The following is a 22,606-nucleotide window of genomic DNA, read 5'->3' as shown; positions in this document are numbered from 1 at the left end:
TTTTTTCATTTTTTTGAAAAAATATTAAAGTTATGTTAAGATTATTTAGATAAATGTGCATAATCGAAAGGTAAAATAAAAAAGAATGGACACAAGAAAACCTAACGGGATTGGTAAAAAATATGAAAAATATGCAAAAAATAAAAAACATGAGGGCGAAGATTATAATTTTTACAACAGAGCAATACGCGATAATTTGGTTATAGAAAAATTTGAACATTTTGTACTGGTTGAAAACTTGTTTCCGTATCAAATTTGGGATGGGTTCGAAGTTGAAAAACATTTACTTCTAATTCCAAAGAAATTTACAGATACAATTAGTAATTTTTCGCCAGCAGAAAAGGAAGAATATTTTGAAATTTTGTCAAAATACGAAGCTCGGGGTTTTTCAATTTACGCTCGTGCAGCGCAAAACGTTCGAAAAACTGTTAAGCATCAGCACACGCATTTGATAATTTTAAATTATAATCGGCGAGTGCGTTGGCTATTTAATGTTACAAATAAAATTCTTTGGTGGCGTAATTTCTCTAAATAGTTTGGTTGATTTTTAGCGAAAAAAGTGGTAGAATATTTAAAGTTTTATAATAATTTTTAATAGAGAGAAAATATGAAATCAGAAAATATTCGAAATGTAGCGATTATTGCTCACGTTGACCACGGAAAAACAACTTTAGTGGACGGTCTTTTAAAACAGAGTAATACTTTTCGTGAAAATCAGGCTGAAATGAGTCAAACTCTTTTGATGGACTCAGGAGATCAAGAATCAGAACGCGGAATTACGATTACCGCAAAGCAGACATCAATTTATCATGGCGATTACAAAATTAACATTATTGATACTCCGGGACACGCCGATTTTTCTGGCGAGGTTGAACGCACGCTAAATATGGCGGATGGCGTGATTTTGGTGGTAGATGCTCAAGAGGGTCCAATGCCGCAAACTAAATTCGTTCTTTCGAAAGCGCTTGAACTTGGGTTGAAGCCGATTGTGGTAGTGAATAAAATTGATAAGCCGGCTCGCAGAATTACAGAAGTGAACGACGAAGTTTCAGATTTATTCTTAGAATTAGCAACAAATGATGATCAGCTTCTATATCCGACATACTATGCGATTGGTCGCGATGGTAAGGCTTGGCCTGAGGTTCCAGAGAATCCAGAAGCTGAAGCAAATTTCGAACCTATTTTTGAAGCAATTATTAATGAAATTCCTGCACCAAAAGTTGAACTTGAAGGTGATTTCCAGTTACTTGTGACTTCTTTGACTTACGATAATTTCTTAGGAAAATATGCGATTGGGCGAATTTCTCGCGGAAAAGTTAAAGCCGGAGAACAAATTGCTTTAATTAAGCGTGATGGAACTGTTAAAAAGTCAAAAATCGATAAGCTTTTTGCGTATCGAGGGCTTCATCGTGAAGAAATTACAGAGGCTTTTGCGGGTGACATTGTTGCAATTACAGGTGTCTCTGAAGCTGAGATTGGTGAAACTTTGGCTGATGCAAATAATCCTGAAGCTTTGCCGACAATTGAGGTTGAAAAACCAACTCTTTCGATGTATCTTGGCCCAAACACTAGCCCAATGAAAGGTCGTGAAGGTGAGTTTACAACTTCACGTCAAATTGGCGATCGACTAAAGAAAGAGCTCGAAACAAATGTTTCGCTACAAGTTGAAGAAAGTGGAATTGGTTTTATTATTTCAGGTCGTGGTGAACTTCACCTTTCTGTTTTGATTGAAACCTTGCGCCGCGAGGGCTTTGAGTTTGAAGTTGGTCGCCCACAAGTGGTTACAATTCAGGAAGACGGTATCGAAAAAGAGCCAGTTGAAGAATTAATTATTGAAGTTGCGCCGGAATTTGTCGGTGCGGTGAGCCAAGAGATGGGAACTCGCCGAGCGGAAATGCGTGCTCAAGAAAGCCTACCAACAGGAGCTACTCGCTTAACTTATATTATTACAACACGTGCAATGATTGGTCTTCGAAATCTAATGCTAACCGCTACAAAAGGTACTATCATTATGAATAGTTTACCGCACGGTTATCAAGAGATGGGAGCTAAAATTCCTTCAAGCCGAAATGGCGTATTGATTGCTTTCGAAAAAGGAGTATCAACACCTTATGCACTTCAAAGTGCGGAGAGCCGTGGTGAATTATTTATCGGCCCAGGAACTGAAGTCTATGCCGGAATGATAGTGGGGCTAAATAACCGCCAAGAAGACCTTGAAATTAATGTTGTGAAAGAAAAACATCTAACAAATATGCGCTCAAAATCTTCTGATGGTGCGGTTCAGTTAACACCATTTACGGATTTAAGTCTTGAACAGTGCATTGATTTTATTGAAGATGATGAACTTCTTGAAGTTACGCCACAGAATTTGCGTCTTCGAAAGCGCTATCTCGACTCAAATGAACGCAAACGAATGGCGAAATCTACTAAATAATAACACTTGACAATTTATTAAAATATTTAAAAATCGCCCCAAGGACAGCGGGCGATTTTTTAGATTTTTGAAAGTCTTAATTATTTTTTGCGACTTGTTCGAACGTTCACCGAATAAGATTCTTCGGATTGGTTTACTCGAATAACTTTAAACAAAATGTTTCCTTTCTATAATCATTTTTTATTTTGATACTTTTTATTTTTTGGATGATTATGTTATCATTATAGCACAAAATTATTTATATGTCAATAGATTATTATTAAAATTGGTGTAACATATTTTATAGAATTAGATATGACTGGAGCGGAGTTTTGCTATTTTTTTGGTAATATAAAATATATAGCCTATGAAATAAAATAGTTGAATAATTAATGAGTTTATGTTAAAATTGTGTAAAATATTTTCAAAATAAAAAGGAACAAAATGTTTAATAAAAAAACTATAAATGACGTTGATGTGCAAGGAAAAGTAATTTTACTTCGTGCAGATTATAACGTACCTATTGAATACTTAGAAAGTGGCTCAGCGAAAATTTTGAATAATTATCGAATTCGGGCGAGTTTACCAACAATAAAAAATCTGATTGAACGAGGGGCTAAAAAAATAATTATTATTTCGCATATGGGGCGACCAAAATCGGTTGAAGGGATTGCCGATTTAGATGAACTTGAACATTTGCCTAATGGAACTCGAAAATATTCTTTGCGACCAGTTTTTAATAATTTGCGCGAGCTTCTACGAGCTGAAGGCTTGAATTTTCCTATGAATTTTCACACTACGCCAATCTTTCCGCGAACACGATACTCGGTTTCAATGAAAGATGCGGATGATAACTATAAGATTGAAATGTTAGAGAATTTGCGTTTTTCAAAGGCTGAAAAAAATAATTTACCAGAATTTGCGGAAGCGTTAGCGCAGGTTACTGGTGCGGACTTATTTGTGCAAGATGGTTTTGGCGTTATTCATCGTGGGCATACTTCAACTAGTGAAATTGCTAAAAAAATGCCAAGCATAGCTGGTTTGTTACTTGAAAAAGAATACTCGACAATCTTGCAAGCTTTTAAGAATCCCGAAAGACCATTTGTGGCGGTAATGGGTGGTGCGAAAATGTCTGACAAATTACCATTAATTGAGAAATTTATTGAGCGAGCCGATAAAATTATCGTAGCTGGAGCTATGGCTAATACTTTTTTAAAATATTTAAATGTTGAAGTTGGAAAAAGTCGAATTGAAGATGGCCAAAATGAGATTATTGAACAGATTTTTAAACTTGCGGAGCGAAAAGTTGGGTTTAATGGTTTGCGAAGTTTCATAATTTTGCCAGAAGATGTTGCTGTGGCGAGTGAGTTTTCGAAAAATGCTGAGAGAATCGAAAAGCCTGTTACGGCGGTTTTAGAAAACGAGATCATCCTTGATTTAGGGGAAAAATCGATTCAGAGAATTGAAAATGAAATTTTAAATGCAAAAATGATAGTTTGGAATGGAACAATTGGTTATGCTGAATTTGAGAATTTTGCAAAAGGCTCTTCTCGAACTTGTTCTGCAATTTCGAAATCTACAAAAAATGGTGCAAAATCAATAGTTGGCGGTGGTGACACTTCAGCTTTTGTTTTGGATTGGTCGAGTCAAAATGCGGAAAATGCAGATTTTTCATTAATTTCAACTGGTGGTGGTGCAGCTCTTGAATTGATGAGTGGCGAAATTTTACCAGGATTTGAAGTTCTAGAAAATAAAGCATAAGAATTTACAAAAATAAAATAAAATGATAAAATAAAAGTATTATGGATAAAAAACTTGTTATCGCCAACTGGAAAATGAACTTAAATATGCAGGAATCGAGTATTTTTTTGCATAAATTGAGTGATAAAATTCAAGCTCATCGTGGAATGGAAATTATTCTCGCGCCATCAACTTTCACTCTGCAATCTTTGAGTTTGCAAGTTAATCATAGGCAATTTAAGTTAGCAGCACAGAATTTTTATTGGCGAGATCACGGAGCTTTTACTGGCGAAATAGCAATTTCACAGCTCCGCGGAATTGTCCAATATGCGTTAGTTGGCCATTCTGAAAGGCGAAATATTTTTCACGAAACAGATAAAGATATACGTGCAAAAGTTGCTGCAGCGATTCGAAACGATATTCGACCAATTTTGTGTATTGGTGAAACATCTGATGAGCGAAATCATAATGAAACTGATTTAGTTCTGAATGATCAGCTAATTGGCGGGCTTGCAAATGTATCGAGTGAAGATATTACGAAAGTGATTATTGCATATGAACCGGTTTGGGCGATCGGAACTGGCGTGAATGCTAACCCTGATGATATTCGAAAAGCGGTAAAAGTTATTCGAAATCAAATAAAACAACTTTATGGCGCAAAAACTGCTGAGAATATTCAAGTAGTTTATGGTGGAAGTGTACAGCCAGAATTCGCAACGGATTATGCAAATATTAAAGGAATAGATGGTTTGCTAATTGGCGGAGCAAGCTTGAGCGTTGAAAAATTTGCTAAAATTGCAGAAAAAGTTTTTGAAACAATAAAAAAGTAAAAGGAAAAATATGCGAGATATAGATTTTGAAGAATTAGATAAAGCAGTTGGAAGCTATCTTGAAAATGGTGTTGTGCCAAATTCAAAAGAGAAAAATAATGAGGTTTTTTCGAAAATCGAAAGCCAGATTGAGCATTCTCGTGAGCAACAAAAAATGGTTTTTGCACGAAAAGCTCCGCAGCCGGCAAACCAATTGCATCAAAATAACGAAAAAGCACAAATTCGAAATATTGAAAAGGTCGCTGAAAAACCAAAAAATGAGAAAAAATCTGTTTATAAAAAACCAAGAGTTCGAATTTTGGATGATTTTAGTGCGCCCGTTCCACCAGAACATCACCGCGACAATTTTGGTGTTTCACTTTTGGCAAGAGAAGAGAAAATTGCTTTCGAAAGCCCAATTTTAGAAACATATGGCGGTGAAAAACCAATTCGAAATATCAAAAAGCTTGAAAATTCACCGATTCGAAAAAAAGTTGTTTCAAAAAATGAAAAAGCTCAAGTAAAAAAAGAAACCGAAGTTCAATCTCAAAAAAATGAAATTAATATTGCGGAGCAAAAAACCACCACGCCAAGTCGGGCGGAGTTTTATGCTGGTGTCTATCGGATTGGTGATGATAGCAATAAACTTCGAGTTTTCCATGGCGAACATACGGTTGAAATTCCAGAGCGAAAAGTTTCTAGTTCAAATTTTGAAAATCTAAATCTTGAAAATGAGCCAGAAAAAGTTATGCCAGAAATTTCAAGCTTAAAAGCCAGTGGTAATACGATTACTCTTGATAATTATGATGAAATTAAAAAGGATATAGATGACAAAGCTGAAACCGAAGCTTCAAAGATTGAAGTTAAGACTGGGCTGAAAAATCAATCAGAGCAAATCAAAGAAAATAATAAAAGAATAGATATTTTTGAGGTTGATGAAAGAATTGAAGAAAATTCAAAACAAAATGAAGCTTCGGAAAAGGTGATAATTCAGCCTGTTGATGAAATTGAAAAGCCAAAAACACCTTTCGTACAGAATCCACAAATTGAAAAAAGACCTTTAGGTACAAATCAAAATCAGGCTAAAGGTTTCGAATTTAAAAAGCCGGTTTCTAACTACGAGCAAAAATCTGCAACGATTACAAAGGAACTTCGGCGAGCAAAAATGTCAGCACCGATTCTTTCGAGCGATGAATATTCTGCACCTATTAAGCATAAAAAGAAATCTGGCTGGGGTGTTGTGCTAGCTATAATTGCAATTCTAATGCTTGGTGCTGGTGCTGGATTAGTAGCGTATCTGGTGGCATTTCAATAGAATTTTGTAGTCTTAAGATATTAAACCACTTTTCTAAAATTGAAGAGTGGTTTTATTTATTATAAAAAACAAAAAGTCAGTATGTACTGACTTTCGAAAATAATTAAGTCTAGATATAGTAGTTTTATTCTAATTTTTCAATTCTTTGTTCATTTTTTGGATCATTGGTCTGATTGTTGTTGGACTCATTATTCGAAATGGCGAATATAAGTATACCGATATAAATGATTATAAAAACTGAAAGTAAAAAACAAACTATAAATGAGCGAGAAGCTCTTATTCCACTCATAATGTGCCTTCAAAGTATAATAGAATATTTAAATTATATAAAATATAATTGCAAAAATTAACAATTTGCTAAAAACGCTAAAATTTGGTAAAATGAAAGAATATGAATGCACAAGAAATCCGAAAAGCTTATTTAGAATTCTGTCAAAAAAATGGCCATGAAGTAATCGAACGCGCTTCTTTAATTTTAAAAGATGACCCAACAACTCTTTTCACGGGGAGTGGAATGCAACCGCTCTTACCGTATCTTTTGGGTGAAAAACATCCAAAGGGTGTGCGATTAACAGATAGCCAGACCTGCTTACGGGCGCAAGATATTGATGATGTTGGCGATAACCGCCATACAACTTTTTTCGAAATGCTTGGAAATTGGTCTCTTGGTGATTATTTTAAAGAGCAGCAAATTCGGCAATTTTTTGAATTCTTAACAGATGTAGTGGGTCTTGACCCTTCGAAAATATACGTTTCTTGTTTTATTGGTAACGAAAAATACAATATTCCACGTGATGACGAATCAGCAGAGATTTGGCAAAAGGTTTTTGCTGAAAAAGGTATTGATGCAAAAATTGTTGAGCTTGACACGGCCGAAAACGGTGATAGGCTCGGGCTTCAAGGCGGACGAATTTTCTTTTATAACGATAAAGAAAACTGGTGGAGCCGTGGTGGTGGTTTGGATTCAACACCAATTGGTGATCCTTGTGGGCCGGATTCAGAAGTTTTTTATGATTTCGGTGAAGAAAATCATGATGTTAGTTTCGGTGAGGCTCATCCAGCGAGCGACAGCGGTCGGTTTATGGAAATCGGCAATCAGGTTTTTATGCAATATCGACGAACGGAAGATGGTTCTTTCGAACCACTTGAAAAGAAAAACGTTGATTTTGGTGGTGGTTTAGAAAGGATTGCTGCGGCGAAAATTAACAATCCAGATGTATTTCAAATTAGCTTGATGAAACCAATTATCGAAAAACTTGAAGAAATTAGTGGTAAAAAATACGATGAGAATAAGGTTTCGATGCGCGTGATTGCCGACCACTTGCGAAGTGCAACATTTTTGGCAGTTGATGGATGTATTCCTTCAAATAAAGAGCAAGGCTATGTGATGCGAAAATTTATTCGTCGCGCGATGGCTAAGGCTTTTGATTTGGGCGTAGAAGATAATTTTGTTGAACAGATTGTGCCAGTAATTGTCGATATCTATGCACCAGACTATAAGGAAGTTGCTTTAAAATCTAATGAAATTATTGCAGTTATGGTGAAAGAAGAGAAAGCTTTCCGTCGAACGCTTCGAAAGGGTTTGCGAGAGCTTGAAAAATTCTCAAAAGAGGGTTTAACGGGTGCAGGATTATTCCAGCTTTATGATACTTTTGGTTTTCCGCTTGAGCTTTCAACTGAAGAAGCTGTCCGACACAAAATATCACTTTCGAAAAACTGGCGTGAGGAATTTGACATTAAAATGAAAGAGCAACGTGAACGCTCGCAGACGGCTTCAAAAGGTAAGTTTAAAGGCGGGCTTGAAGGGCAAACCCTTGAACACCGCAAGCTTCATACAGCTACTCACTTGATGAATGCGGCACTCCATAATATGTTTAAGGGACAAATTGCGCAAAAAGGCTCAAATATTAATGCTGAGCGGCTCCGTTTTGATTTTACTTTTGATCGAAAACTAACTGATGAAGAAAAACAGCAGATTGAAGATACGGTTAATGATCAAATTTCGAAAGGACTGGAAGTTTCTTGGGCGGAATATCCAACAGATTACGCCTTAAATAAGCTAAAAGCGATTGGTGTGTTTGGTGATAAATACGGTGAGACTGTTAAAGTCTATACGATGAAAGCCGAAGGTGAAACGCCATTTAGTGTTGAAATTTGTGGTGGGCCTCATGTTGACAATACACGAGAACTTGCCGAGGGTGGTAAGAAATTCAAGATTGTTAAAGAGCAATCTTCAAGTGCTGGTGTACGAAGAATCAAAGCAGTTTTAAGATAAAATAGATTAATCAGCCGAAAGGCTGATTTTTCTTTCGAAAATTTGCAAAAAAACCTTAAACGGTTTATAATAGTGTTAGTATGTTATTCAATAATAAACAAAAAGAAGATTTAAGCGATAATCATATCGTTGCCCTTGATATTGGAACTGAATTCGTGAAGGCTCTTGTAGCTGAAATTGATGGTGATGAAATTCGTGTTATTGGTGTTGGGCGTGCACGGCAGAATGTGGCGGATATGCATTCGGGTGCGATTGCTGATATTGCTAGTGTTGTTCAAAATTGTGAGAATGCTTTGATTGAGGCCGAAGACCAAGCGGAGATTCAAGCCAAAAAAGCAGTAATCGGAATTGCTGGCGAGTTGGTTAAAGGGGCGACAAATACAATTAAATATCGTCGTCCGCAGCCAAATCGCCCTCTTGATGAAGCTGAAATGGAATTTATTATTGATAAAATTCAAGAAAGAGCTCAGCTTAAAGCTCAAAGAGAGATTGCTCTTGAGACGGGAAATCAAGAAGCTGAAATTAAGCTTGTTAATTCAGCGATTGTTGGGATCCATATCGATGGCTATAAGGTTTCAAATCCGATCGGTTTTCAGGGGAAAGATGTTTCAATTCAAATTTATACAGCTTTTGCACCAACTGTTCATATTGGTGCTATTGAGCGTGTTGCGAATGAACTTGCGCTTGATTTAATTGCGGTAGCGGCTGAACCTTTTGCGGTTGCTAGAAGTGTTGTTGGTTCAGATTCTTCAAGTAATTTTACTGCAATTTTAGCTGATGTTGGTGGTGGAACAACTGATATTGCTGTCGTGAATGATGGTGGTGTTGAAGGAACTAAAATGTTCGGAATTGGTGGTCGAAGTTTTACAAATCAAATTGCGAACGAACTCTCATTGTCTTACAAGAACGCTGAAAAACTAAAGATAAACCTTTCGAATGAAAAACTCAAGTCTACCATTGCAAAGCAGGCGATTGATGCAATTGACAATACTTTGGACGTTTGGATCTCTGGTGTTGAACTAGCTTTAAGTGATTTTGAAAATGTTGATTATTTGCCAAGTAAGATTTTATTATGTGGTGGTGGCTCAAGCTTAAATTCTCTTGTTGAAAGATTGGAAGATGATGATTGGTGGCAGGAATTACCGTTCAATAAAAAGCCTATAGTAAAGCATATTAAGCCTTCTGAAGTTTCGGGAGTTATTGATGAATCTGGAAAAATTAACGACCATACATTTATTACAGCAATGGGGCTTTTACGGGTCGGATATGATACTTACAGTACTGATGAAAATGCTAGCGAGAGTTTTCGTGATAAACTAAACAGGATTTTACGAGCTTAAAAGAGGTAAGATATGAGTGAAAAAGTTAAAAAAGATGTAATCTATGTTGACGTTGAAGATGATATTACTGATGTTGTTAATAAAATAAAATCTTCGAAAGAGAGAATTATTGCAATTGTCCCGCCAAAAAGTTTGGGTATTTTTAGGAGTGCTGTAAATATTCGCTTGCTTTCTCGAGCTGCACAAAAAAATGATAAGAAAATTGTTTTTATTACTAATAATTCTGCATTAAAGACTATGTCGGCAGCGGTAAAAATTCCAGTTTCGAAAACCCTTCAAAGTAAGCCAGAGATACCAGAAATTGATATTTTAGAAGTTGAAGGAGATGATGTTATTGATGGTGAAAGCTTGCCAATTTCGGAATTTAGCGGCCCAACTTCCGATGAGAAGGAGGCTGAAATTCTTGAAGGAATTGATATTGATGATAACAAGAATTTTAACAAGATTAATCCAGAGCTTAAAAAAGAGAAGACTAATAAATCCAGAAAAGGATTGAAAGTTCCAGATTTTTCAAAGTTTCGAAAAAAAATTCTCATTATTGGTGGGGTATTTTCTGTATTTTTAGTATTTATGATTTGGGCGATATTCTTTGCTCCATTTGCGGATATCACGATTGCTGCAAAAACCTCGACTACCAACGTAAAAGGTGTTGCTTCGATTTCTAATAGCACAAGTGAAAATTCGTTACTTTCAAAAACTGAAACTATTGAAAAAAATCATGAAATTACTTTTGAAGCTACTGGAACTCGTGAAGAGGGTGAGGCAGCTTCAGGAACTTTAAATCTTTCTCAAAGTGGTGATAGTGATCCTATTACCGTGGCGCAAGGTTCTGCATTTTCGGCTGGGCAATGTAATTTTATTACAACCTCATCTGTTACTATTCCAGGAGTAAAAATTAAAGGCGGTGTGATTTCCAATGGAAAAGCAAGTGTTAAAATTAAGGCGACGACTATTGGCGAGCAATGTAATCTATCGGCGCAAGAATATGTTTCGTCAATTAAAGGTATTTCGGCAAGTGGTGGTCAGCTTTCAGGTGGTTCGAAAAAAACTTTAAAAGTTGTTTCTCAAAATGACATAAATGCAGCAAAAGCTAAAATCAATACAGAAAATATGGATTCTATTAAGAGTTCTCTAAAAGCTAAATTCAGCTCAGATTATACTGTATTAAACGATAGTTTCTCTGTGAAAGAGGGTGAGATTTCTTCTTCCGTTGCCGTCAATCAAGAGGCTCCAAACGGTAAGGCTACACTAAAAGCAACTTATCTATATTCAATCTTAGCAATTGAGAATAGAAGTATTGAAAGAATTATCTCTTCTCTTGCTAAAAATAAAATTGGTGATTTAAATAATCAAAAAATTTATGATTATGGCTTGAAAGATGTCTCATTTTCGAAATTTAGTGGTAATAGTGTAGAAATTTCATCAAATGTAAAAATTGGCCCAGTTATTGATATAGATAATCTGAAAGATAAAATTAAGGGTAAAAAATCTGGTGAAGTCCGAAGCTTAATTGAAGCAAAAGAGGGTGTAAAAAATGTTGATGTGAAGTTTTCATTCTTTTGGGTAAATACTGTACCGAACGATGATAAAAAAATTAATATCAAGTTTACGGTTGATAAATGATGAAATCTTTAAAGTTAATGGCGCTTGATGTTGGTACTAAGAGGATTGGTATTGCTTTGGCTGACTCCTTTATTAAAATAGCAATACCATTTACTACTGTTGAAATTAATAATGATATAGATTCTGCAATAAAACAAATTATTGAGATAATTTCGAAAGAAGAAATCGACGTTCTTGTGGTTGGGCTGCCACGAAATCAGAGTGGTGAAGAGACTTCGCAAACTGCTTATACCAAAGAATTTGTAAAAAATTTTGAATATTCAGTCGATAAAATTTGTTTTCAAGATGAAAGCTTGACGAGTATTCAGGCTGAGGACAGGCTAAAAAGCTATGGAAAGCCATATTCAAAAGGTGATATTGATATGAATGCGGCTTCAATTATTTTACAAGATTATTTGGAGGAGAATTTTTAATGGATGAAATTACAAAACCGCCAGTAAATAGAGATGATCGGGAGCTAATAGAAGATCGTGCTGAAAGAGCTATTGAGGAAATATCTAAGCGTGAAAGAGAAGCTGCTGTTATCTTGGATGTAAAAAATAATAAAAAAAGAGTTTTTCAAAAGAGGATTTTAGTTATTTTTACGGTTTTATTGTTTTGTTTTATTTCTTTTTGTGGAATTTTATTCTTAAGCTATAATAGCGCAATAAATTATAAAACTAACGATTCTAAAAAAGTTAACTTCAATATTAGCAAGGGCGAATCTTTAGATTTAATTGCTCAGAAATTGGCTGATAAAAAAATAATTATTTCTAAAAACTCATTTATTTTTTATGCACGAATGAATAATAAGCGAAATATTTTAGCTGGTAGTTATCAGTTATCTTCAAGCATGACAATTCCTGAGGTTTTGGATATTTTAAATAAAGGCCAAGCTGTTGATAGTTTCAATATTACCTTTTTACCTGGTGGAACGGTAAAAATGGCCAAAAACGCTCTTTTGAAAGCTGGCTATTCGAAAAATGAAATTGATGATGCTTTTTCGAAAGATTATTCTGGAGAATTTCCAACTCTTTTCTCTGGTAAGCCAAAAAATACGGATCTTGAAGGTTTTCTTTATGGACAAACTCATAATTTTAAGAAAGGCACAAGAGTTGAAAATATTTTGCGGAGATATTTTGCAGACTTTGAAGCTAAAATTAAAGAATTAAACCTTGAGAATAAATTCAAACAAAAAGGTTTGAGTTTATATGAAGGAATCACACTTTCTTCAATTGTTCAAAAAGAAACCTTGAGCGATTTCGAAGATCAACAAAAAGTTGCAGGTGTTTTCTATAATAGAATGAAAGCTGGGATGACGCTTGGCTCAGATGTGACATATCAATATATCGCGGATAAAATAGGAGTTGAAAGAACTCCAAATTTAGATAGCCCTTATAATCTTCGAAAATATAAAGGTTTAACACCTACTCCAATTGCAACACCGGGGCTGTCTACTCTTAAGGCAACAGCTTCTCCGGCTGAGCATAATTATTTATTCTTTTTGAGTGGAGATGATGATAAGACTTATTACGGTAGAACAGATATAGAGCATCAAAATAATATTAAAAAATATTGTGCAAAAAAGTGCTTGATTTTATAATTAAGCTTGACAATTTCATTAATATTTGATAGAATTTTATATGTAAATTAATATAAAAATGATGTTTTGTGTATTTTTATATTAAGGCACCTACCAGAAAATACTTTATAGCATTCGTTTAACTCTATAATATTAATTAAAAAGGTCGACATTATGCTAATTTTCGAAAAGAAAGGGTATTATTAAGGTAGTGCATCACAGTAATGTGTTTGCGGGAGAAAAATTATTTGTAGTCAAAAACAAGGAGTTAAATCTCCTAAGATTGAAATCATACAGAATAGAAATAATAAAGTTTCTGATTCCACTTTTCTAAAGATAATTAATATACTAAGTTTAAAATCAACTGTTGTTTATTCTTCTATTTTTATTATTGTGGTTATGATTGCTGTATTTGGGGGTAGTCAGCCAGATATTAAAAAATCGACTGAGCTAAATAATCAAATTAATTCAAAATCTGTTGAAAATACTCAAAATAGTAATGAGAAATATTCTGTAGCAGACAAAGTTACGGAGTCTGGTGTTGTTGCTAATCTTGCGGAGTCTGCTGATTTAGCAATCGCATCTTCTGTAGCGAGTCTTTCAACATCTACTGCGATACTTCAGGATTCACCTCAAGCTGCTGCTTCTGTTGAAAAGCCTAAAGTTCTTGAGGTTTCTTCTGAAAAACGTGAAATCATTAAATACACTACAACTTCAGAAGAGATTATTCAAGCTATTGCTGATAAATATGGCATAACTGCTCAAACTATTAAATGGGTTAATAGCTTGAAGGGTGATAAAGTTGAGGCTAATAAAGAACTAAGGATTCTGCCTGTAGATGGAATTGTTTATCGATTTAAATCTGGCGATAGTATTAAATCTGTAGCAGAAAAATACCAAGCCAATTTAGAGAGATTGATTTCTTATAATAAGCTTAAAGATGGCGAAGAGCCTAAAGAAGGCGTTGAGATTGTAATTCCTGGTGGTATCTTGCCTGAAGAAGAGCGACCAGATTATAATCCTAAATCTAAGGTTTTCTCAACTTCTACAACTTCAAATTCTCGAAAATCTTCTAGTTCTGTGAATGTATCGCCAGTATCTCTATCTTCTAATTACAATGTCAAAGCTGGAAATGCTTATGCCTGGGGAAACTGTACTTGGTATGCATATAATCGCCGTCCAGATATCGGAAGTTTCTGGGGTAATGCTTCAACTTGGGCGGTTAGTGCTAGAGCTGCTGGATATAAAGTTGACCAAAATCCATCTGTAGGTGCAATTGCTCAGTGGAATGCTTACGCAAACTCATACATCTGGGGTTACGGACATGTTGCTATTGTTGAATCTGTGAATTCTGATGGAACAATCACTGTTTCAGATATGAATTATGCTGGAAAACTAAATGTTGTAACAACTCGAACAGTACCTGCAAGTAGTGTTTCGAACTATATACACTAAAATATTTAAATGAGCGTTACTGTTTTGAGCGCTCATTTAAAATTGGATTTTTTATATTTTTTGTGTTATTATATATATATGTTTGTAGATACAGCTAAGATTTTTGTCCAAGCCGGCCGCGGTGGAAATGGTGCGGTCAGTTTTCGAAGGGAACTTTATATCGAAAAAGGTGGCCCAGATGGTGGCGATGGCGGAAAGGGTGGTAATGTTGTCTTTCGAGCAACTAAAGACCTGAATACGCTTTTGAATTTTCGTTATAAGCCAGAAATTAAAGCTAAAAATGGCGAAAATGGTTCGAAAAGGAATAAGACTGGAAAATCTGGTGAAGATTTAATTGTTAAGGTTCCTGTGGGGACTTTAGTTAAGCGTGATGGGGAAATATTAGCTGACTTAAAGTTTGATGGTGAAGAAGCTATTGTTGCTCGTGGTGGTGATGGTGGATTTGGTAATGCTCACTTTAAATCTTCGGTTCGACAAACTCCACGCGTTGCTGAACTTGGCGAAGCTGGTGAAACTTTTGAAGCTGATTTAGAACTAAAACTACTCGCCGATGTCGGGTTGGTCGGTTTTCCGAATGCTGGAAAGTCTACATTTTTGAGCGTTGTTTCTAACGCGCGACCAGAAATTGCTAATTATGCTTTTACTACATTAACCCCAAATCTTGGTGTTGCAGAAATTGATGGCTTTAATCTTTTAATTGCGGACATTCCAGGTTTAATTGAAGGTGCGAGCGAAGGTAAAGGTTTGGGCGATGCATTCTTACGTCATGTTGAACGAACAAGTGTTTTGCTCCATTTGATTGATATTTATGAAGAAAACCCAGATGAACAATATAAAATTATTCGTGAAGAATTAAAAAAATATCAACCCGAGCTTTTAGATCGACCTGAAATCATCGCTTTAACTAAAGCGGAGGGAATGGACACTGAAATGATTGATTTTCAAATTTCGAAACTTCATAAAGTAGCTGGTGACTCGCAGATTTTTGCAATTTCTTCAAGTGCGCATCAAGGTTTAAAAGAGGTTCTTCGTGCACTCCGAAAACAAGTTGAAGATTTTAGGAGCTCGCAATCTGAAATTGAAGTTGATGAGGAAGAAGATGGAAACATTGCCGTAATATCTCTATCTCAAGATGAAATTAATAAGGCTTGGTCGGTTGAATTTAATGAAGAAGAAAATATCTTTGAAGTTCATGGTGAAAAAATTGAAAAATTTGCTCGCCGAACTAATTTTATGAATATACACGGCGTGAATCGCTTGCGTGATATCTTGCGAAAAATGGGAATTGAACATGAACTTCGCCGAATGGGCGCAGAAAATTCAAGCATAATTTCGATTGCTGGCAATCAATTTGAGCTTGTTGATTCGAATTGGGAAGATTAAAATATAAAAGCGCAATGCTTTATAATCGCATTTTTCTAGAAATAAAATTTTTTTTGCAATATGTGTTAAATCTTTAATTGATATTGTATCAAGAATTTTTAAAGATTCTTGATAATTCCGAACTCTTCCGTAAGTAAAAAAATCTTCACGATAAAAATTTACGATTTTTTCAGTTGATTCGCGAGTTATTTTTTCGCTATTTTTGATATTTTGTTTAATCACTTCAAAAGCTTGAACGTCAATTTTATTGTTTTTGACTTTCGAAAACTCATCATTAATTATCTTTTTGAATTTGTTTTTATTCTCTGATTTAATTTTTGAGCCGATCACAAAGAAGGGGTGGTTTCGGATTGTATTAAGGTGAGGACTAAAATTAATCCCATATAAAATACCTGTATTCCTTCCTCGTAAAAAGGCTTTGCCAATTTTTGGGCGAAAAAGGTATGACATTAAAATATAAAATGCAGCTCGCTCTTTTTCAGTTAGAGATTGATCTGTATGAAAAATTTTACAGATTTCATCAACAGTTTTTGAATTATTAAGTGTTGAAAAATCTTTTTGATTGATTGCGGGGAGATTTATAATCGGTGCTTTTCCTGAAGGTAGATTTATTTTGTCAATTTCTTTAATAAAATATTCAAGTTCAGTATCTGAAAAATCAGCGCAAATAATTATTCGAAGATTATTTTTGGTATAGTTTTTACGATAAAATTCCTGAATATCTGTAATATTTATAGATCCCAATTCGCCAAGATGTTCTTTTGTGTCTTTTATGTCTGGAAAAGTTTCTTTTAAAGCTTTTTCGAAAATTTGAATTGATGGCCTTATGGATTTATTTGTAATTTCAGTTTCAATGATTTTCTTTTGAATTTTAAAATCTTCTTGATAGTTTGGCATTTTTGAAATTGAATTTACTAAAATATCAAAACATTCTTTTGAAAATTCTTTTGGCGATGTGATAAAAAATCTTGTTCGTTCGTAGAAAGTATTAGCGTTTGAGTAGGCGCCAAATCTTAAGAATTTTTCGCTAGTTTCTTTTGGAAAAGTGGCAATCAGATGTTCTAATATATGTGGAACTTGTGATTTTTGTGAATGATTATAGCCCGCATTAAAGTTGAACTCCAGATGAAAAGTATTGGGGTTTGAATTTTTTATATAGAGTAGCTCTATATTATTGATAATCATTTTTTTTGCTTTCATAAAATCCTTTCCTGAATAAGACGCCATAAGTGACATAGTTTATGGGTTTAATATTTGTGTTACATCCATGTCAAGGTATTTAGTATTCATAATCACCGGTATGATATAATTGTAAGGTAAGATTACTAAAAAGTAAAGAAAATTGAAAAAAATGGAGAGATAGAGTAAAATATAACCATGAAGACTTTCTTTTTTTATGATTTAGAGACCAGTGGATTTAGTCCGCAAAACGACCGAATTATGCAATTTGCAGGGCAGCGAACAGATGAAAACCTTAATCGAATTGGTGAGCCTATTAATATTTTAGTTAGATTGAATGATGATGTTTTGCCAAGCCCGAGTGCATTAATGGTTACAAAAATTAGCCCACAAAAAACAGTTGAAGAAGGCTATACTGAGGCTGAATTTTCGAAAATGCTCGTTGAAGAATATTTTACGCCAGATACAGTGATTGTCGGATATAATAATGTTCGATTTGACGATGTTCATATTCAGCATCTTTTGTGGCGAAATTTCTACCCACCATATGATTGGCAGTGGAAAGATGGTCGCTCGCGTTGGGATTTACTTGATGTTGTGCGAATGATTCGCGCTCTTCGTCCGGAAGGTATTAATTGGCCGTTTATTATAAATGAAGAAACTGGTGAAAAATTTGCGGCTAATAAGCTTGAGCTTTTAACTAAAGAAAACGGAATCTTGCATGAGAATGCTCATGATGCAATGAGTGATGTTGATGGTTTGATAGATGTTGCACGACTCTTGAAAGAAAAACAGCCGCAGATTTTTGATTATCTCTTTAAAATTCGTTCAAAGAATGAAGTGCAAAAACTAGTTAATCTTGAGAATCCGAAACCATTTGTTTATACTTCTGGCCGATTTAAAGTTGAGTTTGAAAAAACTACCGTAGCGTTTCCTATTGCGCCGGCTAAAAATCAAAATGTAATTGTTTGGGATTTGCGGTTTTCTCCTGAAAAATTTATTGATTGGAGTGAGGATCAAATTCTTGAAAATATTACGGCAGATTTCGAAACACGTTCGAGTGATGATTTCGAACCTGTTGCAGCAAAGATTTTGCAGTATAATAAATGTCCAGCAGTTGCGCCAATGGGCGTTTTGACTGATGAGGACCAGCAAAGATTGAAGATTAATTTAGCTGAAATTCAAAAAAATTTAGACATTTTACGAAATAATCCGCACTTTGCTGAAAACCTTAGATCTGCTTTTGAAAGGCGAAGTGAAGTCTTTCAAAATAAGAGTAGTGCAGAAAAAACAGCTCCAGAAGCTCGGCTTTTTGAAGGTTTTGTTTCAAGAAGTGATGATATTAAAATTGAAGCTGTTCGAAATTCAACTGATCGTGAGCTTGCTGATTTTCATCCAGATTTTGCTGACGAACGATTGACGGATCTACTTCTTCATTATAAAGCAAGGAATTTTCCGAAAAGTTTAAGTTCTCAAGAAAAAGAGCTTTGGGAAGAGTATCGGGTAGAAAATTTACAAAAAATGATGCCCAATTTTATGAAAGAATTCCAAGAGATTGCAAATAACCAAAATTTAAACTCACAAGAAGAATATATTTTAGAAGAAATTAAACTTTGGCTTGAAAATATTTTACCAGAAACTGACTAATCAATGATCCCAATAAAAATTGTGATAACTCCTAAGATTGCATGGCTAATGATTACTCCAGTGAGGTTCTTGGTTTTGAGATATTTTTGATGCCACAATAGACCAATTAGAAATGTTAATATGCAGGTTATGAGATCTTTATAGCCTAAATGCGCTAAGCTATATAAAATCGATGAAGTCAAGATGATTGAAAATTTTCGAAAATTTATTTGTTGTAAAATGCTCGTTAATACTCCCCTGTAAAGAAATTCTTGAATAGGCGAAGATATAAAAATATAAAATAAGTAAAAAGACAAAGTTTCGCTTGGCTGGAATCTTGATATTTTAAAGCTGGATAAAATAATTCCAACAACTATAAGAATAAGTGTTATCGCTGAAATATCTCGAATTGACTGTGTGGTCTTTGCCGGTTTGATGCCGAGGGAGCTGTTATTGAAACCTAATAATCTGAGTAGAATATAAATTAAAATTCCGCTGATAGTTAAAATTATGAATTTATTTTTAAAAAATAATGGATTAATTAGTAATAAAAACGGAATAATTATGTAGAAAGTGAATATCAGAAACAATATTAATCTGTTACTTTTGTATGTCATTTCGTTAGTTCTTTAATTTCTGGTGACCATTCACCATCTAAGATTTTTTATTTTGCTTATCTAATGATATAAGCTCGCGAACCTCTTTAGGCAGATTATCTTCTGGGTGCTTGAAACCTGCCGTCCACTGGTATCCCTTATTATAGCCTAGCTCCTCGGTAATTTTAGAAGTAGAATTTCTTAAGTGTAAAGGAATAGGGGCGTTCGGAGCTTTTTGGGCTAAGTTGTAAGATTGATACATAATTCCGGTGGCTTCGCGTGATTTTTTAGATTTTGCTAAAGCTATTGCAGCATGGAATAGATTATATTTAGCTTCTGGCATTCCTATTTTTTCAACCGCATCAAAAGCAGAATTTGCTAAACTAAGGGCGCCATTTCCAGCTAGCCCAATATCCTCACTTGCAAAAATAATCATTCGGCGGGCGATATATTTTGGGTCTTCGCCAGCGTTTAGCATTTTAGCTAGATAGTAGCCAGTTGCATCAACATCACTGGCTCGCATACTTTTAATAAAAGCTGATATTGTGTCATAATGAGAATCGCCATTTTTATCATAAATTAAGGTTGGATTTTCGATTGAATTTTTAATAACTTCCGGTGTAATGTTATTTTTTTCAAAATTTAAAATTAGCTCGAGATTTCCAAGTGCATTTCGAGCATCGCCACTACTTATTTTAGTGAGAATTTTGAGTGCTTCTGGATCTATTTTTGTTTTTGGCGAAACTTTTTCAAGTGCATTTTTAATGATTTTTGAAATCTCCTCAGTATTTAAAGGCTTGAGCGACAGGACTCGACTTCTTGAAAGTAGCGGCGTGATAATTTCGAATCCTGGATTCTCGGTTGTTGCCCCAATCAAATTTATTAAGCCGCTTTCAATATGCGGCAAAAAAGCATCTTGCTGCGATTTATTGAAGCGGTGAATTTCATCAACGAAAAGAATTGTTCGCGTCCCTAGGTTCCAGTTTTGGCGAGCATGTTCAATAACCTTTTCGATATCTTTTTTGCCACTAGTGACGGCTGAAATTTCAATAAAGTCTGCATTGACTTCATTCGCCAAAATTCTTGAAAGGGTAGTTTTGCCAGTTCCAGCTGGCCCCCAAAAGATTAAGCTAATAGGTTCTTTGTTTTCAATTATTTTTCGTAAAATTCCATTTTTACCAATAAGGTGAGATTGGCCAACGACTTCATCAAGCTTTTTTGGCCTCATTTTTTCAGCAAGGGGAATTCTTTGTTGGTAATCCATTTCTATATTTTACCATTTTAGTGCAAAAACTGCAAAAATGGCCTTTTTGAAATTTGAAAAAAACGCTATTTTATGGTATCATTTAGTTAAATAGTCAATTAAAATGAATTTGAGGAATTATGAAAATTAATACAAAACCATTACCTGGGATGATGGAGTTATTACCAGAAGAACAGCTCGAATTTAATCGAATTATGGCAATTATTCAGAAAAATTATGAAAAATTCGGATTTACTCCGATTGATACGCCAGTAATCGAGCGAACGGAGACCCTTCTTGCAAAAGCTGGTGGTGAGACTGAGAAACAGATTTATCGTTTTTCGAAAGGTGATAACGATTTAAGTTTGCGGTTTGATTTAACTGTACCTACTGCAAGATTTGTTGCAGAGAATTTTGGTCAGTTGCAATTTCCTTTTAAACGTTCGCAAATTGGTAAAGTCTATCGCGGCGAAAGGGCGCAGCGAGGTCGTTTTCGTGAATTTTATCAATGCGATATTGATGTGATTGGGCGAGACAAGTTAAGTATTTCTTATGATGCTGAAGTTATTGCAGTAATTTATAATATTTTTCGAGAGCTAAATTTTGGTAATTTTACTCTTCGAATTAATAACCGAAATATCACAAGTGGTTTAATTGAAGGGCTTGGATTAACTGAAAAATCAGCTAAAATTATGGCTTTGATTGATCGTGCTGAGAAGATTTCAGCTGAGGAGTTTTCAGAGCAACTTACTGATTTAAATTTAGGGGAAAAATCTCAAATAATTTCTGATTTTATTAAAATCTCAGGTTCAGCTGAAAATGTTATATGTGAGCTAAAAAATCTTTCTCAAAAAATTAAAAATCAACAATTCGAAAAAGGAATTAAGGAGCTTTCAGAAGTCTCTAAATTGTTAAAAATGATGGGTGTTGAAGAAAAATATTTCAAACTCGATATGTTAATCGTTCGTGGTCTAGATTATTACACGGGAACAGTTTTTGAAACAAATTTAAACAACTTCAAAGAAATTGGCTCAGTTTCTAGTGGTGGTCGTTATGATAATTTAAGCGAATATTATTCGAAAGAAGAACTACCAGGAGTCGGTGCTTCAATTGGTTTAACGCGATTGTTTTGGTGCCTACGAGACTTAGGCTTGCTTAAATTTTCAAAACGCTCAACCGCGGAATTTTTAATAGTTCCAATGAGTAAAAACGAGCTTCAAAAGTCTTTCGAAATTGCTGGTGAATTAAGAAAAGAAGGTAAAAATACTGAAGTTCTGCTTGAAGATTTTACTATGAAAAAAGCTTTTAAATTTGCTGATAAGCGAGGTGTTAAATATACTTTAGTAATTGGTGAAAAGGAGATTTCTGAAAATTCATTTATTTTTAAAGATATGGAGACTGGCGAAAAGCTAGAATTGGTCAAAATTCTAAAAAAATAGTGCTATTGTTTATTTTTTAAAAAATATGTGATATAATCATTTTATATCACTTTGGCGCCTTGGCGGAGTGGTTACGCAGCGGTCTGCAAAACCGTTTACACCGGTTCAAATCCGGTAGGTGCCTCCAAAATATTTAAGTAAAGGAAACCATATGAAAGAAGAAAATCAAAGAGTTGTAGAAATTCGAAAAGGTGAGAATGAGTCAAATGTTCGCCCAGTAGTTGTTGCTCCAGTATCAAAAAAGAAGAAATATAGTCAAACAGTGAAAAGTATTCGACAAATTTGCATTTGGTTTAATATTTTTACGGCTATGGTTTGTGCTTTAATCAGCCTAGTATATATTTGGTTAGATAATAATCTAGGCGAATTAATGGGAAAAGCTTGGGCTACATTCTTAGTGCTTGGTGCTTTTTCTCTATTTATTATGATTATTGCTCCACTTCTTGATAAAGATGAAGCTTAAGTTTAAACACGCCTTGACTTTTGTAGTTAAGGCGTGTAAAATATAAATATGCGCGAGTGGCGGAACTGGTAGACGCGAGGGACTTAAAATCCCTTGACCTAAACAGTCGTGCGGGTTCGATTCCCGCCTTGCGCACCAAATTTAAC

At 34.7% G+C, this 22,606-nt stretch carries 18 protein-coding genes and 2 tRNA genes; 17 read left to right on the top strand and 3 right to left on the bottom strand.

The window, feature by feature from the left end; translation table 11 throughout:
• The first annotated feature begins 85 nt into the window (after positions 1-85).
• The 12 genes from HXL38_002540 to obgE all read left to right on the top strand — a co-directional run bounded on the left by HXL38_002540 (position 86) and on the right by obgE (position 15,914).
• A complete protein-coding gene (locus HXL38_002540) occupies positions 86-535 on the top strand; it encodes a hypothetical protein (GenBank protein QWB90846.1) in 450 nt (149 codons plus the stop codon).
• A gap of 72 nt (positions 536-607) precedes the next feature.
• A complete protein-coding gene (typA, locus tag HXL38_002535) occupies positions 608-2,434 on the top strand; it encodes a translational GTPase TypA (protein ID QXT26503.1) in 1,827 nt (608 codons plus the stop codon).
• A 423-nt stretch (positions 2,435-2,857) separates the two neighbouring features.
• Positions 2,858-4,174, top strand: a complete 1,317-nt coding sequence (locus tag HXL38_002530) for a phosphoglycerate kinase (protein ID QWB90845.1) — start codon at positions 2,858-2,860, stop codon at positions 4,172-4,174.
• Between the two features lie 41 nt (positions 4,175-4,215).
• Complete coding sequence (gene tpiA / locus HXL38_002525; protein ID QWB90844.1) at positions 4,216-4,983, top strand: triose-phosphate isomerase; 768 nt, start codon at positions 4,216-4,218, stop codon at positions 4,981-4,983.
• A 10-nt stretch (positions 4,984-4,993) separates the two neighbouring features.
• Positions 4,994-6,277, top strand: coding sequence for a hypothetical protein (locus tag HXL38_002520; protein ID QWB90843.1), 1,284 nt, complete (start codon positions 4,994-4,996; stop codon positions 6,275-6,277).
• A 391-nt stretch (positions 6,278-6,668) separates the two neighbouring features.
• Complete coding sequence (locus HXL38_002515) at positions 6,669-8,552, top strand: alanine--tRNA ligase (protein QWB90842.1); 1,884 nt, start codon at positions 6,669-6,671, stop codon at positions 8,550-8,552.
• Positions 8,553-8,632: 80 nt separating this feature from the next.
• Positions 8,633-9,892, top strand: coding sequence for a rod shape-determining protein (locus HXL38_002510; protein ID QWB90841.1), 1,260 nt, complete (start codon positions 8,633-8,635; stop codon positions 9,890-9,892).
• A 12-nt stretch (positions 9,893-9,904) separates the two neighbouring features.
• Positions 9,905-11,515 carry a baseplate J/gp47 family protein gene (locus HXL38_002505; GenBank protein QWB90840.1) on the top strand — a complete coding sequence of 537 codons (1,611 nt, stop codon included), beginning with the start codon at positions 9,905-9,907 and terminating at the stop codon, positions 11,513-11,515.
• Positions 11,512-11,928: a Holliday junction resolvase RuvX gene (ruvX, locus tag HXL38_002500; protein ID QWB90839.1), complete on the top strand. Its 417-nt coding sequence runs from the start codon at positions 11,512-11,514 to the stop codon at positions 11,926-11,928. Before HXL38_002505 ends, ruvX begins: the two co-directional genes overlap by 4 nt.
• Positions 11,928-13,097 carry an endolytic transglycosylase MltG gene (mltG, locus tag HXL38_002495; protein QWB90838.1) on the top strand — a complete coding sequence of 390 codons (1,170 nt, stop codon included), beginning with the start codon at positions 11,928-11,930 and terminating at the stop codon, positions 13,095-13,097. Before ruvX ends, mltG begins: the two co-directional genes overlap by 1 nt.
• A gap of 378 nt (positions 13,098-13,475) precedes the next feature.
• On the top strand, positions 13,476-14,531 hold the full coding sequence (locus HXL38_002490; GenBank protein ID QWB90837.1) for a CHAP domain-containing protein: 1,056 nt from the start codon (positions 13,476-13,478) through the stop codon (positions 14,529-14,531).
• A gap of 78 nt (positions 14,532-14,609) precedes the next feature.
• The gene (gene obgE, locus HXL38_002485) at positions 14,610-15,914 is read left to right on the top strand and encodes a GTPase ObgE (protein QWB90836.1); all 1,305 of its coding nucleotides are present in this window, start codon (positions 14,610-14,612) and stop codon (positions 15,912-15,914) included.
• Here obgE and HXL38_002480 read toward each other — a convergent pair.
• Entirely contained in the window at positions 15,852-17,114 is a 1,263-nt protein-coding gene (locus HXL38_002480) for an insulinase family protein (GenBank protein ID QWB90835.1), read from the bottom strand. The two genes, obgE and HXL38_002480, sit on opposite strands and share 63 nt — an antisense overlap.
• 177 nt (positions 17,115-17,291) lie before the next feature.
• Between HXL38_002480 and sbcB the strand changes: the two genes are divergently transcribed.
• The gene (sbcB, locus tag HXL38_002475; protein QWB90834.1) at positions 17,292-18,740 is read left to right on the top strand and encodes an exodeoxyribonuclease I; all 1,449 of its coding nucleotides are present in this window, start codon (positions 17,292-17,294) and stop codon (positions 18,738-18,740) included.
• On the opposite strand, the gene HXL38_03255 is transcribed toward sbcB, so the two are convergent.
• Both HXL38_03255 and HXL38_002465 read right to left on the bottom strand, forming a co-directional pair.
• The gene (locus HXL38_03255; protein ID QXT26502.1) at positions 18,737-19,036 is read right to left on the bottom strand and encodes a CPBP family intramembrane metalloprotease; all 300 of its coding nucleotides are present in this window, start codon (positions 19,034-19,036) and stop codon (positions 18,737-18,739) included. The genes sbcB and HXL38_03255 overlap by 4 nt on opposite strands.
• A 337-nt stretch (positions 19,037-19,373) precedes the next feature.
• On the bottom strand, positions 19,374-20,579 hold the full coding sequence (locus tag HXL38_002465) for a replication-associated recombination protein A (protein QWB90832.2): 1,206 nt from the start codon (positions 20,577-20,579) through the stop codon (positions 19,374-19,376).
• 119 nt (positions 20,580-20,698) lie between these two features.
• On the opposite strand from HXL38_002465, the gene hisS reads away from it, so the two are divergent.
• The 4 genes from hisS (at position 20,699) to HXL38_002445 (ending at position 22,598) form a co-directional block, all read left to right on the top strand.
• Positions 20,699-21,997 carry a histidine--tRNA ligase gene (hisS, locus tag HXL38_002460; protein QWB90831.1) on the top strand — a complete coding sequence of 433 codons (1,299 nt, stop codon included), beginning with the start codon at positions 20,699-20,701 and terminating at the stop codon, positions 21,995-21,997.
• A 53-nt stretch (positions 21,998-22,050) separates the two neighbouring features.
• A tRNA-Cys gene (locus tag HXL38_002455) sits at positions 22,051-22,124 on the top strand.
• Between the two features lie 24 nt (positions 22,125-22,148).
• Positions 22,149-22,460 carry a hypothetical protein gene (locus HXL38_002450; protein ID QWB90830.1) on the top strand — a complete coding sequence of 104 codons (312 nt, stop codon included), beginning with the start codon at positions 22,149-22,151 and terminating at the stop codon, positions 22,458-22,460.
• 50 nt (positions 22,461-22,510) lie between these two features.
• Positions 22,511-22,598, top strand: a tRNA-Leu gene (locus HXL38_002445).
• The last annotated feature ends 8 nt before the right edge of the window (positions 22,599-22,606 follow it).

Source organism: Candidatus Saccharimonas sp. (genome assembly GCA_015256915.3).
Taxonomy (GTDB): Bacteria; Patescibacteriota; Saccharimonadia; order Saccharimonadales; family Saccharimonadaceae; genus Nanogingivalis.
The sequence above is the reverse complement of the archived record's forward strand: the minus strand, read 5'-3'. Positions and strand labels throughout refer to the sequence as shown.

Coding starts and splice junctions, on each gene's coding strand:
- HXL38_002540 (QWB90846.1), top strand. CDS start 86: ATGGACACAAGAAAACCTAACGGGATTGGTAAAAAATATGAAAAATAT.
- typA (QXT26503.1), top strand. CDS start 608: ATGAAATCAGAAAATATTCGAAATGTAGCGATTATTGCTCACGTTGAC.
- HXL38_002530 (QWB90845.1), top strand. CDS start 2,858: ATGTTTAATAAAAAAACTATAAATGACGTTGATGTGCAAGGAAAAGTA.
- tpiA (QWB90844.1), top strand. CDS start 4,216: ATGGATAAAAAACTTGTTATCGCCAACTGGAAAATGAACTTAAATATG.
- HXL38_002520 (QWB90843.1), top strand. CDS start 4,994: ATGCGAGATATAGATTTTGAAGAATTAGATAAAGCAGTTGGAAGCTAT.
- HXL38_002515 (QWB90842.1), top strand. CDS start 6,669: ATGAATGCACAAGAAATCCGAAAAGCTTATTTAGAATTCTGTCAAAAA.
- HXL38_002510 (QWB90841.1), top strand. CDS start 8,633: ATGTTATTCAATAATAAACAAAAAGAAGATTTAAGCGATAATCATATC.
- HXL38_002505 (QWB90840.1), top strand. CDS start 9,905: ATGAGTGAAAAAGTTAAAAAAGATGTAATCTATGTTGACGTTGAAGAT.
- ruvX (QWB90839.1), top strand. CDS start 11,512: ATGATGAAATCTTTAAAGTTAATGGCGCTTGATGTTGGTACTAAGAGG.
- mltG (QWB90838.1), top strand. CDS start 11,928: ATGGATGAAATTACAAAACCGCCAGTAAATAGAGATGATCGGGAGCTA.
- HXL38_002490 (QWB90837.1), top strand. CDS start 13,476: ATGATTGCTGTATTTGGGGGTAGTCAGCCAGATATTAAAAAATCGACT.
- obgE (QWB90836.1), top strand. CDS start 14,610: ATGTTTGTAGATACAGCTAAGATTTTTGTCCAAGCCGGCCGCGGTGGA.
- HXL38_002480 (QWB90835.1), bottom strand. CDS start 17,114: ATGAAAGCAAAAAAAATGATTATCAATAATATAGAGCTACTCTATATA.
- sbcB (QWB90834.1), top strand. CDS start 17,292: ATGAAGACTTTCTTTTTTTATGATTTAGAGACCAGTGGATTTAGTCCG.
- HXL38_002465 (QWB90832.2), bottom strand. CDS start 20,579: ATGGATTACCAACAAAGAATTCCCCTTGCTGAAAAAATGAGGCCAAAA.
- hisS (QWB90831.1), top strand. CDS start 20,699: ATGAAAATTAATACAAAACCATTACCTGGGATGATGGAGTTATTACCA.
- HXL38_002450 (QWB90830.1), top strand. CDS start 22,149: ATGAAAGAAGAAAATCAAAGAGTTGTAGAAATTCGAAAAGGTGAGAAT.